Genomic DNA, 15,872 nt, shown 5'->3' with positions numbered 1-15,872 from the left:
CGGGGCCATACTGACCCCGATTTGACAGAGCTGCCGTCCCGGATCAGGACATGTGCAGGCCACCATTGATTGACAGATCGGAACCCGTGATATAACCCGAGTTATCATCAGCCAGGAAGGCGATGGAACGTCCTATCTCCTCCGGCGTACCGAAACGGCCTACAGGAATCGTAGAACAGATCTTCTGCTGAATCTCTTCGGCAATCTTGGCCACCATCGGGGTCATGATATAACCCGGTGAAACCGTATTGACCGTCACACCCTTGGCTGCAACTTCCTGGGCCAGGGCTTTGGTAAAGCCATGAATACCGGCCTTTGCGGCAGAGTAGTTACACTGGCCAAACTGACCTTTCTGCGCATTCACGGAAGAGATATTGATGATCCTGCCCCAGCCTTTATCAAGCATCGGGTTGATCACAAGGCGCGTCATATGGAACATGCTGTCCAGGTTCGCTGTCAGCACTTCACTCCACTGTTCCCAGCTCATTTTCTTGAACATGCCGTCACGCGTGATGCCGGCATTATTAACCAGCACATCAATGCTGCCGCCGGTTAACTCTTCTACCGTCTTGATACACTGAGCACAAGAGTCGGTATTGGTGACATCACCATAAGCCACGTCGATTTCATAGCCATCCTTGCGCTGCTCCTCCTGCCAGGCCTTCGCTTTATCATGGTTGCCACCGCTGTTATAGCCGGCCACCACACGAAAACCTGCATCTGCCAGACTTCTGCAGATAGCGGTACCAATACCACCCGTACCACCGGTTACGAAAGCAACTTTTTTTGTCATATCCACATCCCTTTTTCAGTGATTAACGACTTTCTAGTTTTATATATTCACTTGCTGAAATATCCTGAGTTAACTCAGTAAAGATCATTTTCTCCAGATGACCTCTACCTGATCATAGTAGTTCAGAATCTGTTTCACTAGTATTACTTCACGGAATTCGCCAGCCAGTTGACCTGGAGCATGTTATACTGTGCCACAATTTCTTATGATCCGGACCTGCTGTGAATACCACCTCCTTTGCCAACCTGAAGCTTCCTGAAACTGCCATCGCCAACCTGACCCAACTGGGTTATGAAACGATGACGCCTATCCAGTCGCAGAGTCTGCCCTATGTACTTGAGGGCCGCGACCTGATCGCCCAGGCTCAGACAGGCAGTGGCAAGACAGCCGCTTTCGGTATCGGTATGCTGGAAAAACTCAACCCGCGATCCTTCGCCGTTCAGGGACTGGTGCTCTGCCCCACCCGCGAACTGGCAACCCAGGTCGCCAATGAGTTGAGACGACTGGCACGCTATCTGGACAACATCAAGATCGTCTCAATCAGTGGTGGCCAGCCGATGGGGCCTCAGATAGGTTCACTGGAGCATGGCGCGCATATAGTGGTCGGCACGCCGGGCCGACTTTGCGACCACCTGCGCAAGGGCACACTGGTGCTGGACAGACTCAACACACTGGTGCTGGATGAAGCGGACCGCATGCTCGACATGGGTTTTGAAGACGACATCAGCGCCATCATCGCCACTACACCTGATACCCGTCAGACACTGCTTTTTTCCGCCACCTACCCGGAACTGATCGAAGCGATCAGCGCACGCTATCAGCGTGAACCTGTTCGTGTCAGCGTAGAAGCACAGCATGATGACACCAGCATTCAGCAGTTTGCCTGGCCTTGCGAGGTCGGCAACAAAGCCGAGGCGATTCACGCACTGCTGCAGAAATATCAGCCGGATGCTGCGGTGATCTTCTGCAACACTCGACAGGCCTGTAATGACCTGGCAACAGAGATGAAATCCGTAGGGCTCAGAGCACTGGTCCTGCATGGGGATATGGATCAGCTGGATCGTGATCAGGTGCTGATCCAGTTCAGCAACGGCAGCTTCCGCTACTTGCTGGCAACAGATGTGGCAGCACGCGGTCTGGATATTGATACGGTGGATATGGTAATCAATGCCGATCTGCCTCAGGACCCTGCGATCTACACTCATCGCATTGGTCGCACAGGTCGTGCCGGTCGTCAGGGAATCGCACTGAGCCTGTACACTGAAAAGGACAGTTTCCGTCTGCAGCGGATCGATGAGCTGCAAAGACAACCGGTTAAGCGCATGCCCTCCCTGCCGACAGTCAATCCGCAGAAAGAGCTGGCACCGGCCACCATGGCAACGCTGTGCATAGCGGGCGGACGCAAAGAGAAGCTGCGCCCGGGCGATATTCTGGGTGCTCTGACCGTTGCCGGTGGCCTGGATGCCACATCGATCGGCAAGATCAACATCACCAACTTCAAATCCTTTGTTGCCGTTGAACGCAGCATCTCAACGCAGGCGCTTGAGCAGTTGCGTGAAGGCAAGATCAAAGGTCGTCAGTTCAAAGTGCGCCGCCTCTGACCAACTGCCCCTCGCTGCGCAGCTGCAACAGCAGTCTGCGCATCCAGCTCCAGGCCAATATCGCCGTCAGCGTATTGGCCAGCACCAGCGCAAAGAACATCCCCTCCAGACCGAACAGATAGTTCCCCAACCAAGCCAGTGGTAAATACAGCAGGAACAGCCTTATCAGACTGATCCGCAGTGCGCGCATCGGTTGATGCAACGCATTGAATGCAGAAGCGCTGAGAAAGGTAGTGGCCTGAAACCCAAACCCGATCGGCACGATAAGTATCCAGATCCGTATCCAATATGCGACTTCAGGATCATCCGTAAACAGCTGCGATAACGGCCCGGACAGGAGCGCCAGAATCAGATAGACCGCAATCTGCCAGGCCAGTGCAAAACGAATGACAGTGGCATAGGCCTTTTTGACGCGATCCAGATGTCCGGCACCAAAGTTTTGACTGATAAAAGGAGGCAAGGTCATCGACAGTGCCAGGCAAGCCAGCAGCGCCAGCGCCTCAATACGATTCCCCACTCCGAATGCTGCCACCGCTTCGGCGCCATGCACCGCTACCATCGCCGTCAGCACACCGTTGGCCAGTGGCGTCATCATATTGGACAGCGCCGCCGGCAGGCTGATCGTCATCACCTCGCACCAGTTGCGCCAGATCTGTCGGAAGGGTGAAAAGCTCAGCAGAATCATGCGCTGCCTGAAATAGAGCAGATACAGCGCCGTGACGGTGGTGATACTCCAGGCGATCACACTGGCCAGAGCAGCCCCCTTGATCCCCATCGCCGGAATCGGCCCGAAGCCGAAGATCAGTATCGGATCAAGTATCAGGTTAAGGCCAGAGGCCACCAGCATCACCACGGCAGACATCCGGGTATCACCGGCGGCCCTGAAGATGCTGTTACAGACCATGTTCAAGACCATGAACACAGAACCGGCAAACCAGATCTGCATATAGTCCGCAATCAGCGGAAGAAGCGCCTCATCAGCGCCCATCAGACGAAATATCGGATCAATAATCCACTGACCCAGATACCCCACCAACAGCATCAGAGCAGCGGTCATCAGCAGATTATCGCTCGCCATGCGGGCAGCAAACTGAGTCTCACCGCTGCCGATACGTCTCGCCAGCGTGGCTGACGTGCCGATACCCAACCCGATCGCCAAGCTGACCACCGCGAAGGAAACAGGGAAGGTAAAGGCCAGAGCCGCCATCGGCTGGGTGCCGAGCTGTGCGACAAACCAGATATCGGCCAGATTGAACAGCATCAGACTGATGATCCCGAACATCATCGGCACCGTCATCCGCACCAGCACAGGACGCAGCGGGTCGTTCAGTAAATCTGCCTTTTTTCGCATCTGGCCAGCCTGAAAAAGCGCATAGTTTACCAGTAAGCGGCGCTGCATAGAAATGGATAGGCCACCAGGGTTTGGCACATCGCCATCCTGTGCTACCCTCAGCCGATTATTCCCAAGCTCCTCTACCTCTTTCTATCTCAAGGTATCAACCATGAAGGTGCTGTTATGAAAGTGCTGGGCCTGACAGGCGGCATCGGCAGTGGCAAAAGTGCTGCGACGGATCTCTTTGTCTCGCTGGGCATTCCCGTGATAGATGCGGATCAGGTTGCGCGCGATGTAGTGCTGCCGGGTGAGCCTGCTCTGCAGCTCATTGCGGCTCATTTCGGCCCGCAGGCCATACAGGCGGATGGGCATCTGAATCGACGCCAACTGCGTGACTGGGTATTTGCCGAGCCGCAGCAGAGACAATGGCTGGAGCAACTGCTGCATCCTCTGATCCGACAACGCATAGAGGCGCGCATTGCAACGTTTCGCAGCAACCCGGACGCACCCTATCTGCTGCTGGCCAGCCCCCTGCTGCTGGAGACTGATCAACACAGGTTGACCGATGGTGTGATAGTAGTGGATGTGCCGGAATCACTGCAGATAGCGCGTACCCAATCCAGAGATGATATGACCGAAGAGGGTGTCCGGCGCATCCTGGCGGCACAGAGCTCACGCCAGTCGCGCCTTGATCGTGCCGACTGGATACTGGACAATAGTGGTGATCTGGCCGCGCTGCAGCGTGAAGTCCACGCCCTGCATAAGCAACTGAGCCACCCCTGAGCCACCCCGAACCACCGACAGAATGAAGACCATGACCAGCAAGACAATCAAATGTCCGCAATGCGGCAAACCCAGTATTTATGACGACAGCAACAAGTGGCGCCCCTTCTGCAGTGAGCGCTGCAAGCTGATCGATCTCGGCGAATGGGCCAGCGAAGGCTACCAGATCCCGGTAGCCCCCGATATCAATGACTACAGTTCAGGCGACTCAGTAGAAGAGCAGCCCTTTACACCAACGCGCCACTGATGGAATCACCTCGACCGATGGCAAAGTAAAGCAGCCCGGCCTCTCTGACCTGATCCGGCTCAAAGAGGTTGCGGCCATCGACCACGACAGGCTGGCGCAGTGTCTGCTTCAGCCAGTCAAAATCCACACTGCGAAACGCCCGCCACTCGGTACAGATCACCAGCGCATCGGCCTGCTCCACGGCAGCCTCACGGCTTGGCATCAGACGCAGACCCGGCTGCTCGGCATAGATTCTGCGCGTCTCATCCATCGCTTCGGGATCATAGGCCTGCACTATGGCACCGGCCTGCCATAGCGCCTCCATCAGCACCCGGCTCGGCGCTTCACGCATATCATCGGTATTGGGTTTAAAAGCCAACCCCCAGAGCGCAATCACCCTGCCCTTCAGATCCTGGTCAAACGCCTGATTAAGCTTATTGAACAGTACCGATTTCTGCCGCCGGTTGACCGCCTCCACCGCATTCAGCAGTTCGGGCGTATAACCCACCTGTTCGGCTGTTCTGGCCAGCGCCTGCACATCCTTGGGGAAGCAGGAGCCGCCATAACCACAACCGGGATAGATAAACTGATAGCCGATACGAGGGTCCGACCCGATTCCAAGACGCACCTGTTCGATATCCGCACCCAGCCGTTCAGCCAGGTTGGCCACCTCATTCATGAAGCTGATCTTGGTTGCCAACATCGCATTGGCTGCATACTTGGTCAGCTCAGCCGCACGAACCGACATGAACATGAGCTTGTCGTGATTCCAGTTGTAGGGGGCATAGCACTCCTTCATCAGCGACTTGACCCGCTCTGATTCTGTGCCGACGATGATTCTCGGCGCTTTTGTAAAGTCCTCAATCGCCGCCCCCTCCTTGAGAAACTCAGGGTTGGAGCAGACATCATAAGGCAGGTCTATATCGCGCTCTGCCAGAACCTCTCTGATACGCTGTGCCACACGATCCGCCGTGCCTACCGGCACAGTGGATTTATCCACCACCACACGATAACCATCCATATGTCGCGCTATCGTCTCGGCCACCGCCAGCACATACTGCAGATCGGCAGAGCCATCCTCATCCGGTGGAGTGCCGACAGCAATGAACTGCAACTGGCCAAAACCGACACCCGCCTCAGCATCAGTAGTGAAATCAAGCCGCCCCTGTAAGTGGTTACGACGGACCAGCTCATCAAGACCCGGTTCATAGATAGGGATAATCCCCTGTTTGAGCCCCTCTATCTTGGCGACATCTACATCCACACAAAGCACCTGATGACCGACATCCGCCAGACAGGCTCCGGTGACCAATCCGACATACCCTGTACCAAAAACTGTAATCTTCATATGCTATCCATTCCGGGATACCCAAACTGATCGAACATCTGGGGATTCTAAACCATAAATGTGACCAATTGTTACCCGCATACAACTCTGGTCTGCGCCAGTATTGTCTGTGGTAATATAGACCATCCAGTTGTTTTGAATCGCCACATAGGAAGATAAGGATATGAGCATGCCGTCCAAAGTCGTGATTCCCGTTGCCGGTCTGGGAACCCGGGTCTTGCCTGCCAGCAAGGCAATTCCAAAAGAGATGCTCACTGTCGTGGACAAACCGGTGATTCAGTATGTGGTCGAGGAAGCGGTGAAGGCCGGATTTCGTCATATCATCTTCATCACCCGTGCGGGCAAAAGCGCCATCGAAGATCATTTTGATTATCACTATGAGCTGGAAGCCGAGCTGGGCAACAAGGGCAAGGCTGACTTGCTGGCCTCTATCCAGACGATTCTGCCAGCCGATGTCACTATCACCTCCGTGCGCCAGCCCAAGGCGCTGGGGCTGGGACATGCCGTTCTCTGCGCCGAGGCGATGATCGGTGACGACGATTTTGCGGTGATGCTGCCGGACATGCTGATACAGGATCAGCAGGACGGTAATGATATGTCACGCATGGTTGAGCGCTATCGCAGTACCGGATTCGGCCAGATCATGGTGGAAGAGGTGCCGCATGAGCAGGTGAGCCTCTACGGCATCATTGACTGCCAGGGGCACAGCATTAATCCTGGAGATGGCGCCCGCATCCACAGCATGGTCGAAAAACCGGCACCGGCAACCGCCCCCTCCAACCTGGCTATTGTCGGGCGCTATATTCTGCCGGGTCGTATCATGAAGCTGCTCCGCCAGACAGCAGCTGGCTCCGGAGGAGAGATACAACTGACCGATGCAATGCATGCGTTGCTCTCGGAGACCCAACTCGAAGCCTACTCAATGACAGGCCACTCTTTCGATTGTGGCAACAAACTGGGTCTGCTGAAGGCGAATATTGCTTTTGGCTTGCAACATCCTGAAACCGCCGGGGCGCTCAAGGCGTACCTGCAATCGCTGTAAACGACGGACTATAACGTGACCATGAACAAGGAACAGGCATGGCAGCAACTGGCTGATCATGCCAGAGTGATTAAACCCCTGCATCTGCGAGAGCTGCTGGCTGATCCTGATCGCTTTCAGGAACTGAGCCTGAATCAGGGACCCTTGCTGCTGGACCTGAGCAAACAGCGTATCACACCCGATACTTTGCCACTGCTGCAACAACTGGCGGAGAGCTGTCATCTGCAAGCGCGCATAGAGGCTCTGTTCAAGGGTGAACCAGTCAACACTTCAGAGCAGCGCCCTGCCCTGCACACCGCCCTTCGGGCACCGGCGACTGAGCAACTGCTGGTTGAGGGTGAAGACATTATCCCGTCCATCCAGCTGACCCTGAGTAAAATGGAGCATCTGGTCAGACAGATTCACAGCGGTCAGTGGCGCGGTTTCTCCGGTGAACCGATCGACACCATCGTCAATGTCGGTGTTGGCGGGTCGGATCTCGGCCCAATGATGGCCTGCAAGGCGCTGGATGAGTACCAGCCGACCACTGCCCAGAGGCTAAATTTTTTCTTTGTATCCTCGATGGATGGCAGTCAGCTCAGCGAAGTACTGACACAGTGTAATCCGGCCACCACGCTTTTCATTCTGGCCTCAAAGTCCTTCACCACCATCGACACGCTGGCCAACGCCATCACCGCCCGCCAGTGGCTTCAGGAAGCAAGCCAGATCACGGCCAAAGAGTTTATGCGCCTGCACTTCATCGCTGTTACGGCCTGTGCCGGGAAGGCACTGGAGTGGGGTATTCCGAACGAGAACCAGCTGCACTTTGCCGAGTGGGTCGGTGGACGCTATTCACTCTGGTCTGCCATTGGCTTGCCGGTAGCGCTTAAGATCGGTATGCAAGGGTTCCGGCGCATGCTCAGTGGTGCCCATGAGATGGATCTGCACTTCAGGCATGCGCCCTTCATGCGTAACCTGCCTGCTCTGCTGGGACTGGTCGAGGTCTGGAACATCAACCTGCTGGGCATTCATGCTCATGCGATCCTGCCCTATGATGGCCGCTTGTCGCACCTGCCCTCCTACCTTGAGCAGTTGGAGATGGAGAGCAACGGCAAATCCGTGACCCAGACAGGTGATCCGGTGCAGCACAGAACCTGCCCGATCCTCTGGGGTGAAGTCGGCCCCAACGCTCAACATGCGTTTTATCAGTTGCTGCATCAGGGAACGGAAGCGGTGATGTGCGACTTTATTGCACCGGCACGTCGCTATGATGATCAGCGCTCATCCCTCAAGCAGCAGCACCGTCTGTCACTGGCCAACTGCCTGGCTCAGTCCCGCACCCTGGCGCTGGGCGATGCCGTGCTGCCGCAACCGGCAGCCGAGGCCCATCGTCGCTATAAGGGCAATCAACCCAGCAGCACCCTGTTGCTGGATGAGCTGACCCCGGAAAGCTTCGGTGCGCTGATAGCACTTTACGAGCACAAGGTGTATTGCCAGGCTGTAATCTGGAATATCAACCCCTTCGATCAGTGGGGTGTGGAGCTGGGTAAAGTGATGGCAACCGAGCTGCTTGACGCACTGGAGCAGCGCAGTCCGGGTCAGTTTGATGTTGCCACGGAAGGGTTGCTGGATACGATACGACAGTACAACAGGGAGAAGGGTCTGTGAAGATAGCCATATGGGGTGATGAACTCGCTGCCTGGGTCGCTGCTGCCTGTCTGGCACGTCAGGGTAATCAGGTGATGATGGTGCGCGAAGCGGCAGACGATCACCTGATACCAGATGAAAGCAGTATCCGCCACGAGCCGGGGCTGATGCAGACTCTGCAACAACAGCAGACCAGTGGCAACCTGCTGGCCGTGACGGCTGCACAGGCGCAAAGCACCGGCATACACTGGCTGGCCATGTCGCCGGGCAGTCTGGATATGGCTGAACGACAGGTCACGCAACTGGCGCAGCACTCCCAGCAGCTTCTGATCATTAATCAGAGCAACTTCGGCCTTGGCGCCAGCGATCGACTGAGTGAGCGACTTGATCCATCCAGACCTCAGGCACTGGCCTATATCCCCGATACGCTGCAGCAGGGAACTGCGCTGGTTCAGTTCAGCTCACCCGCTTCGCTGATCATCGGGTGCGAAGATCAGCAGGCCCTGCTGACCCTGCGCACCCTGCTGAAGCCCTTTACCGAGCAGATCAAGCAGATGCTCTATATGACTGCGCGCGAGGCTGAGTTCACCAAGTTTGCCATCAATGGCATGCTGGCACTGCGTCTGGGCTTCATTAATGAACTGGCCAATCTGGCCGATCAGGTGGATGTAGATATCGAACTGGTACGCCAGGGCATGGGATCGGATGACCGTATCGGACAACACTACCTCAATCCCGGCTGCGGCTTCGGTGGCCAGCACTTTACCCAGTATATCGAGAGTCTGGCCGCACTGATGAGTGACAAACGCCGCTCTACCCTGCTGGAAACGGTACTGAGCGAGAATGAAAAGCAAAAAGAGCTGCCTTTCAGAAAGCTCTGGCAACACTACCGTTTTGATCTGCGCCAGCGCATCATCACCCTCTGGGGTGTTGCCTTCAAGCCCGGCATCACCAGTATCGATAACGCCCCGGCGCTGCGCATCATCGATGCATTGCTGGCACAGGGAGCCCTGATCAGACTACACGACCCGGAAGCCCTGCACGAGATCAAGCTGCGCTATGGCGATCACCCGCAGTTGACCTACTACCAGGACCCTTATGCAGCACTGGATAACAGTGATGCCTTGCTGCTGATTACGGAGTGGAGCAGCTACGCCTCACCGGACTATCAACAGATTAAAGATCGCATGGCAACACCATTGATCATTGATGGCCGCAATCTGTGGGAGCCTGAATATCTGCGCCAGCAGGGGTTTATCTATCATGGCGTGGGGCGTCGCTGAGGAGAACAGAGCGGCCGATCAGCCGCTCTGCCTTAAGGTCATGAACAGGATCATGCACTGCGTGCAATGATCTCCTTCCATTTGGCGGGGCCAGTGTTATGCACTGACTCGCCATTTACATCCACAGCGACCGTCACCGGCATATCCTTGACTTCAAACTCGTAGATCGCTTCCATGCCCATCTCCGGGAAGGCAAGCACCTTGGAGCCGACAATCGCTTTTGACACCAGATAAGCGGCACCACCGACAGCCATCAGATACACAGCCTTGCTGTCGCGGATCGCTTCAATCGCCACAGGGCCACGCTCGGATTTACCGATCATACCCAGCAGGCCGGTTGCCTCAAGGATCTGACGCGTGAACTTGTCCATACGCGTTGCCGTTGTCGGACCTGCTGGCCCAACCACTTCATCGCGCACCGGATCAACAGGCCCCACGTAATAGATAAAGCGACCTTTCAGGTCCACCGGCAACTCTTCGCCATTATTCAGCATCTCGACCATGCGCTTGTGCGCAGCATCACGCCCGGTCAGCATCTTGCCGTTAAGCAGTACGGTTTCACCTACTTTCCAGGTGGCAACCTCTTCCGGAGTTATCTCATCAAGATTGACACGGCGCGTGCTGGCACCCACCTCGAAGGTCACTTCTGGCCAGTCTTCCAGGCTCGGTGGTGTCAGAATCGCCGGGCCACTGCCATCCAGTTTGAAATGGGTATGGCGGGTCGCAGCACAGTTTGGAATCATGCTCACAGGCAAGGATGCGGCATGAGTCGGGTAATCCTTGATCTTCACATCCAGTATGGTGGTCAGACCGCCGAGACCCTGTGCACCGATACCCAGCGCATTGACCTTATCCATGATCTCCAGACGGAGCTCTTCGATGCGGTTCTGCGGGCCACGCTCGCGCAGCTCGTGAATATCGATCGAATCCATCAGCGACTCTTTGGCCAGCACCGCAGATTTCTCGGCCGTACCACCAATACCGATACCCAACATACCAGGCGGGCACCAGCCGGCACCCATGGTGGGTACGGTTTTCACCACCCAGTCGACAATGCTGTCTGACGGGTTGAGCATCACCATCTTGGATTTGTTCTCGGAGCCGCCGCCCTTGGCTGCGATCTGTACCTCGACCTTATCCCCTTCGACTATCTCGTAGTGGATCACAGCCGGGGTGTTATCCTTGGTATTCTGACGCTTACCGGCAGGATCAGCGAGGATGGAGGCACGCAGCACGTTATCCGGCAGCATATAGGCGCGGCGCACGCCCTCATTGACCATGTCGGTCACACCCATTTTCGCTTCCCAACGAACATCCATACCCACTTTCAGGAAAACCGTCACGATGCCGGTATCCTGACAGATCGGACGCTTGCCCTCGGCACACATGCGCGAGTTGATGAGAATCTGTGCCATGGCATCTTTGGCTGCAGGGTTCTCCTCACGCAGGTAGGCTTCGTGAACACTTTTCACGAAATCGATCGGGTGATAGTAGGAGATGAACTGCAGCGCATCAGCAATACTGCTGATGAAATCTTCTTGGCGAATTACGCTCATCGGGATTCTCCAGTCAGGCTCTTTGGATTGATTGACAGGTGCCTGGCGGAGCTTGCCTTGGCCCGACTGAAAAATTCAGCCAGTAAGTTAAGCAAGATAAGTTCAGCCAGATAAATTCAGGCCAATATTATACACCAATTTTGTCAGGCTTCCCGTAAGGCTTTTGGATAAATGCAGCGGTAGTGATGCTCCTGCTAACAGGATAGAATGTGCCCATTAATGTTCACCTGTAAGAATGGAAGCTGATGAAATTTATCTTGCCACCCGCGCGGGCAATCGCCCTGTCGACTCTTCTGCTCCTGCTGCTGAGTGCCTGCAGCACACGTGATACCACCATCACCGTGCGCCAGAGCGACTTGATTGATGGACGCTACGTCATCCTTAGCGACCACACGATCTATGATATGAAAACAGGGCTGCAGTGGATGCGTTGCGCGTTGGGTCAGGAGTGGGATGGACGAACCTGTGCCGGCAGCGCCACACGCACACGTTGGGACGAAGCCAGAGCTCAAATCAATCAGCTCAACCGTCAAGGCCGCAGTGGCCGCAATGACTGGCGCCTGCCGGATATTGATGAGCTCAGCAGTCTGATCTATTGTGAAGCGGAGCAACGCTGGGATATACCACGGGGCGAAAGCTGCCAGCAGGGTACCGAAGGCCCTACCATATCGACTCGTGCCTTTCCCAACTCCCATGGCTGGCGTTTCTGGTCATCCACACCGCGCATGGTGGATCAGTTCATCTGGACCGTGCACTTCGGATATGGCCTGGCCTCAGCCAACTACAAGGATAACGATGCCCGTGTTCGCCCTGTTCGGGATGGCTCGGATATCCGTATCAGAATGAGAAACTAGGCAGAACCAGAATCACGCAGTAAAGAATACCAAAGCCCATCAGGGCGCGCGCTGTGAGCGGTGGCAGGCGGACTCTTTCAATACGGCTGGCTTGCAGCAGCTGTAACGGCCGGATCACTAGCAGCGCTGCCGGAAGCAGCACCCAGGCATAGGATAGTAGCCCGATCAGCCAGAACAGCCCGATGCAGAGCCACACCAGCAACAGCAACGCCTGATAGAGCCTGCTGCCCATCGCATAGCCCGCTCGAACCGTCAGGGTCTGCAGCCCCTGCTCCCGATCACTTTCGAAATCCCGCAGCTCATTGCTCAGCAACAGCGCCGACACCAGCAGGCTGACGGGAATCGTCAGCCAGAAAATACTCCAGGACAGTTCACCACCGGCAGCCAGATGGCTGCCACTGATCATCAGCACCCCCATCAGCCAGAACACCATCACCACACCCAGACCCCGGTTCTTGTAGTTCACGGGGCTCAGGGTATAACCGAGGGCGCCGGCAAGCCCCAGCAGGCAGATAAACAGCAGCTCAAGCCCGGTGCGGGTAATTAGATACAGAGCGATCAGTGCAGCAATCAGAAAGCACATCATTCCGGACACAAAGTTGAACCGGATCGCCTTGACGATACGCTCTGTGTCGGGGCCGGGCTGTCGACGGATCAGATGGATGTCAGCATAATCGTTGATCAGATTGACGCCCGCCTGTGCCAGCACACCCCCGAGCAGAATCAACAGGATCTGCAGTGACTGCCCCTCAATTCGTGCCCCCTCGGCCCATGCCAGCGCTACGCCGGTCATGCAGGCGATCATCGCGACCGGAAATGAAAATGGCCTTAAGGCGCGCTGAAAGCGGTAGCGTGAGATATCTGCCGACATCGACCCTACCTCGCCAATTGGCGGTTATCGCACTCAGGCATCACGCGACGGTGCATTCGGCAGATCACGCATCAGCAGTGCGTAGGTCATATCGGTATTGAAATCCAGCGGTATGCTGACCCGGTGACCGGAACCCGGGGCAGCCTCAATGGATGCACCCTTGCGATCAAGCAGTTCACTGAGGCGGAAACGGCGGTTACCCGCTGGGGTCATCAACTCCAGCGTATCACCGGTCTCGAAGCGATTCTTGACATCTATCTGCAGCATACCGGAGGCCGCATCATGCTCAACCACCTCGCCGACAAACTGCTGATGCACACCCACCGAGTTACCCGTTTCATAGTTCTGGTACTCATCGTGCACATGGCGACGGTAAAAGCCTTCGGTGTAACCGCGATTGGCCAGATTCTCCAGAATATCCATCAAACCCATATCAAAGGGACGACCAGCCACAGCATCATCTATCGCCTGACGATAGGCCTGTGCCGTGCGTGCAACATAGTAGTGGGATTTGGTACGCCCTTCGATCTTCAGCGAGTCGATCCCCATCGCGGCCAGGCGATGTACATGCTGGATCGCACGCAGATCCTTTGAATTCATGATATAGGTGCCGTGTTCATCCTCATAGGCGGGCATAAAGTCATCCGGCCTTGAGGACTCCTGCAGCAGGTAGATCTGATCGGATGGCTGATTGACAGGCTCTGACTCAGAAACAGGTGCAGAAACTGGCTCAAACTGCTGCACCGGCACAATATCACCTGACACATCCTGCTGCGCTTCATGCGCCTGATATTTCCAGCGGCAGGCATTGGTGCAGGTACCCTGATTGGGGTCGCGATGATTGATATAGCCCGACAGCAGGCAGCGCCCGGAGTAGGCGATACACAATGAGCCGTGAACAAAAACCTCCAGTTCCATCTCCGGACAGCGGTCACGGATCTCGGCCACCTCATCCAGCGACAACTCGCGCGACAGGATGACACGCTCGATTCCAGCACGATGCCAGAACTTCACCGACGCCCAGTTCATCGTATTGGCCTGAACTGACAGATGCACCGGAATCTCCGGATACTTGTCACGCACCATCATGATCAGGCCCGGATCGGACATGATCAGTGCATCCGGTTTCATCTCGATCACCGGTGCGATATCGTCCATATAGGTCTTGAGTTTGCTGTTGTGAGGCAGAATATTGCTGGCAACAAAGAACTTTTTACCCAGACCATGCGCGATCTCGATCCCTTCGGACAGATGCGCCAGGTTGAAGTCATTATTACGCACCCTCAGACTGTAGCGTGGCTGTCCGGCATAGACAGCATCCGCGCCATAGGCGAAGGCATACTTCATGTTTTTCAGGGTTCCGGCGGGTGACAACAGTTCTGGTGTTCGCATGGCATTCTGACTCTTTTATGAAGCGCGCCATTGTGCCGATTTAGCAGCAAAAGTGCAATTCCACCTCGACAACAGGGGTATTGCACGCATGTGCATTCACATAAACAGCCGCATCAGTTCTGTAGTTGCTGTACTCGCAACTGAAGTTCATTCAGGATCTGCCTGAGCTGCTGAATATCCTGCCCTGTCTGGCGTCTGAAGCCATCAATCGCATTGATCGCCTGCTCGGCACTGTTGACCCTTGATGCAAGCCCACTGGTATCGCCTCTGGGCAGTGCAGCCACCTGATCGATACGGGCATTCAACTCACGCTGCAGGCGCTCACGCTGCTCCTGCTCTGTACTGAGTAGAAACGCATTTTCACCCAGACGCTGTTCCAGACTTGCAATCGAACCCTGGGTAGAGCTCAACTCCTGTTGCAAAGCATTGACACCTTCATCAACAGATGCGCTGAGACTGTCAAGGCGTGACTCAACCTCAGGCAACAGGCTGCCGCTGCTCTCCTGAATACTGTTGACCTGCTGTTCCAGTGTAGCCAGCACAGTCAAACGCTCCTCAAGTGTACTCAAGCGCTGCGACATGGCGGTGATTTCTTCCAGCGACGCCACCTGCTGACTCAGAGCGTCCAGCACCTCGGACTGCTGTATCAACTGCTGTCCCTGTTCGGCAAATGCCTCTTCATCAATCGAACCCGACTGCTCCCACAAACGAATGATCTCGGTATGGAAATACTCGTAGTTTTCCAGCCCCTTGCTCTCCAGCTCAGTGATACGCTGGGCCAGAGTCTGCCCTGTCTGCTGGGTATTGTCATCGGCCATCGCCAGCAACTCTTCCAGCTCGGCAATACGCGCCTGAGATTGATTCAGAGTGCGCTGCTGTTCAATCAGCGTCATACGCATATCGTTACCGACATACGCCAGCCCTGCGGTAGCCGCCATCAGAAACAGCAATGTCACGCTGACCAGGAAAGTTCGCAGCCACCCTCCACGCTGCTTACTGCCATGTCTCCCCATCGGCTTCAGTACCGGTGGTTCAGGCTCAGGAGGAGGCACTTTCAGGGCAGCAAGATTAAGATCCGGTTCTTTTCGGTCACTCATCGGCGGTATTAGCCTCTGTATGAGATAATTTCAGGTTACCCTATCAGGTTTAGACAAAACGAAAAAG

At 55.6% G+C, this 15,872-nt stretch carries 14 protein-coding genes; 7 read left to right on the top strand and 7 right to left on the bottom strand.

Going from position 1 to position 15,872, the window contains the following annotated elements:
* Positions 1 to 43: 43 nt before the first annotated feature.
* Entirely contained in the window at positions 44 to 793 is a 750-nt protein-coding gene (gene phbB / locus F7R27_RS04380; protein ID WP_151703000.1) for an acetoacetyl-CoA reductase, read from the bottom strand.
* Positions 794 to 1,014: 221 nt separating this feature from the next.
* On the opposite strand from phbB, the gene dbpA reads away from it, so the two are divergent.
* A complete protein-coding gene (dbpA, locus tag F7R27_RS04375) occupies positions 1,015 to 2,394 on the top strand; it encodes an ATP-dependent RNA helicase DbpA (RefSeq protein ID WP_151702999.1) in 1,380 nt (459 codons plus the stop codon).
* Here the strand turns inward: dbpA and F7R27_RS04370 are convergent.
* Positions 2,375 to 3,745, bottom strand: a complete 1,371-nt coding sequence (locus F7R27_RS04370) for an MATE family efflux transporter (protein WP_240776227.1) — start codon at positions 3,743 to 3,745, stop codon at positions 2,375 to 2,377. The two genes, dbpA and F7R27_RS04370, sit on opposite strands and share 20 nt — an antisense overlap.
* Before the next feature lie 165 nt (positions 3,746 to 3,910).
* Here F7R27_RS04370 and coaE point away from each other — a divergent pair, with 165 nt between their 5' ends.
* Positions 3,911 to 4,510: a dephospho-CoA kinase gene (gene coaE, locus F7R27_RS04365; protein ID WP_151702998.1), complete on the top strand. Its 600-nt coding sequence runs from the start codon at positions 3,911 to 3,913 to the stop codon at positions 4,508 to 4,510.
* A 31-nt stretch (positions 4,511 to 4,541) separates the two neighbouring features.
* Positions 4,542 to 4,757, top strand: coding sequence for a DNA gyrase inhibitor YacG (locus F7R27_RS04360; protein ID WP_151702997.1), 216 nt, complete (start codon positions 4,542 to 4,544; stop codon positions 4,755 to 4,757).
* Here the strand turns inward: F7R27_RS04360 and F7R27_RS04355 are convergent.
* Positions 4,738 to 6,084, bottom strand: a complete 1,347-nt coding sequence (locus tag F7R27_RS04355; protein WP_151702996.1) for a UDP-glucose dehydrogenase family protein — start codon at positions 6,082 to 6,084, stop codon at positions 4,738 to 4,740. The genes F7R27_RS04360 and F7R27_RS04355 overlap by 20 nt on opposite strands.
* 169 nt (positions 6,085 to 6,253) lie before the next feature.
* Here F7R27_RS04355 and galU point away from each other — a divergent pair, with 169 nt between their 5' ends.
* Genes galU through F7R27_RS04340 form a run of 3 tightly spaced genes read left to right on the top strand, consistent with a single transcriptional unit; the run spans position 6,254 to position 10,035 of the window.
* A complete protein-coding gene (gene galU / locus F7R27_RS04350; RefSeq protein ID WP_151702995.1) occupies positions 6,254 to 7,126 on the top strand; it encodes a UTP--glucose-1-phosphate uridylyltransferase GalU in 873 nt (290 codons plus the stop codon).
* Between the two features lie 21 nt (positions 7,127 to 7,147).
* The gene (gene pgi / locus F7R27_RS04345; protein WP_206060401.1) at positions 7,148 to 8,773 is read left to right on the top strand and encodes a glucose-6-phosphate isomerase; all 1,626 of its coding nucleotides are present in this window, start codon (positions 7,148 to 7,150) and stop codon (positions 8,771 to 8,773) included.
* The gene (locus F7R27_RS04340) at positions 8,770 to 10,035 is read left to right on the top strand and encodes a nucleotide sugar dehydrogenase (protein WP_151702993.1); all 1,266 of its coding nucleotides are present in this window, start codon (positions 8,770 to 8,772) and stop codon (positions 10,033 to 10,035) included. The genes pgi and F7R27_RS04340 overlap by 4 nt, the downstream gene beginning before the upstream one ends.
* Positions 10,036 to 10,085: 50 nt before the next feature.
* Here F7R27_RS04340 and F7R27_RS04335 read toward each other — a convergent pair whose 3' ends face one another.
* Entirely contained in the window at positions 10,086 to 11,591 is a 1,506-nt protein-coding gene (locus F7R27_RS04335) for a fumarate hydratase (protein WP_151702992.1), read from the bottom strand.
* A gap of 245 nt (positions 11,592 to 11,836) precedes the next feature.
* Between F7R27_RS04335 and F7R27_RS04330 the strand changes: the two genes are divergently transcribed.
* Complete coding sequence (locus F7R27_RS04330; RefSeq protein ID WP_151702991.1) at positions 11,837 to 12,445, top strand: Lcl C-terminal domain-containing protein; 609 nt, start codon at positions 11,837 to 11,839, stop codon at positions 12,443 to 12,445.
* Here F7R27_RS04330 and F7R27_RS04325 read toward each other — a convergent pair.
* The 3 genes from F7R27_RS04325 to F7R27_RS04315 all read right to left on the bottom strand — a co-directional run bounded on the left by F7R27_RS04325 (position 12,429) and on the right by F7R27_RS04315 (position 15,805).
* Positions 12,429 to 13,316 (bottom strand): prenyltransferase, encoded by an 888-nt coding sequence (locus F7R27_RS04325; RefSeq protein WP_151702990.1) that lies wholly within the window; start codon positions 13,314 to 13,316, stop codon positions 12,429 to 12,431. The two genes, F7R27_RS04330 and F7R27_RS04325, sit on opposite strands and share 17 nt — an antisense overlap.
* 33 nt (positions 13,317 to 13,349) lie before the next feature.
* Positions 13,350 to 14,708: a prephenate-dependent tRNA uridine(34) hydroxylase TrhP gene (trhP, locus tag F7R27_RS04320; protein ID WP_151702989.1), complete on the bottom strand. Its 1,359-nt coding sequence runs from the start codon at positions 14,706 to 14,708 to the stop codon at positions 13,350 to 13,352.
* Between the two features lie 113 nt (positions 14,709 to 14,821).
* Complete coding sequence (locus F7R27_RS04315; protein ID WP_151702988.1) at positions 14,822 to 15,805, bottom strand: GumC domain-containing protein; 984 nt, start codon at positions 15,803 to 15,805, stop codon at positions 14,822 to 14,824.
* Positions 15,806 to 15,872 lie beyond the last annotated feature (67 nt).

Source organism: Nitrincola alkalilacustris (genome assembly GCF_008973755.1).
GTDB classification, from domain to species: Bacteria; Pseudomonadota; Gammaproteobacteria; order Pseudomonadales; family Balneatricaceae; genus Nitrincola; species Nitrincola alkalilacustris.
This window is presented reverse-complemented; position numbering and strand designations above follow the sequence as displayed.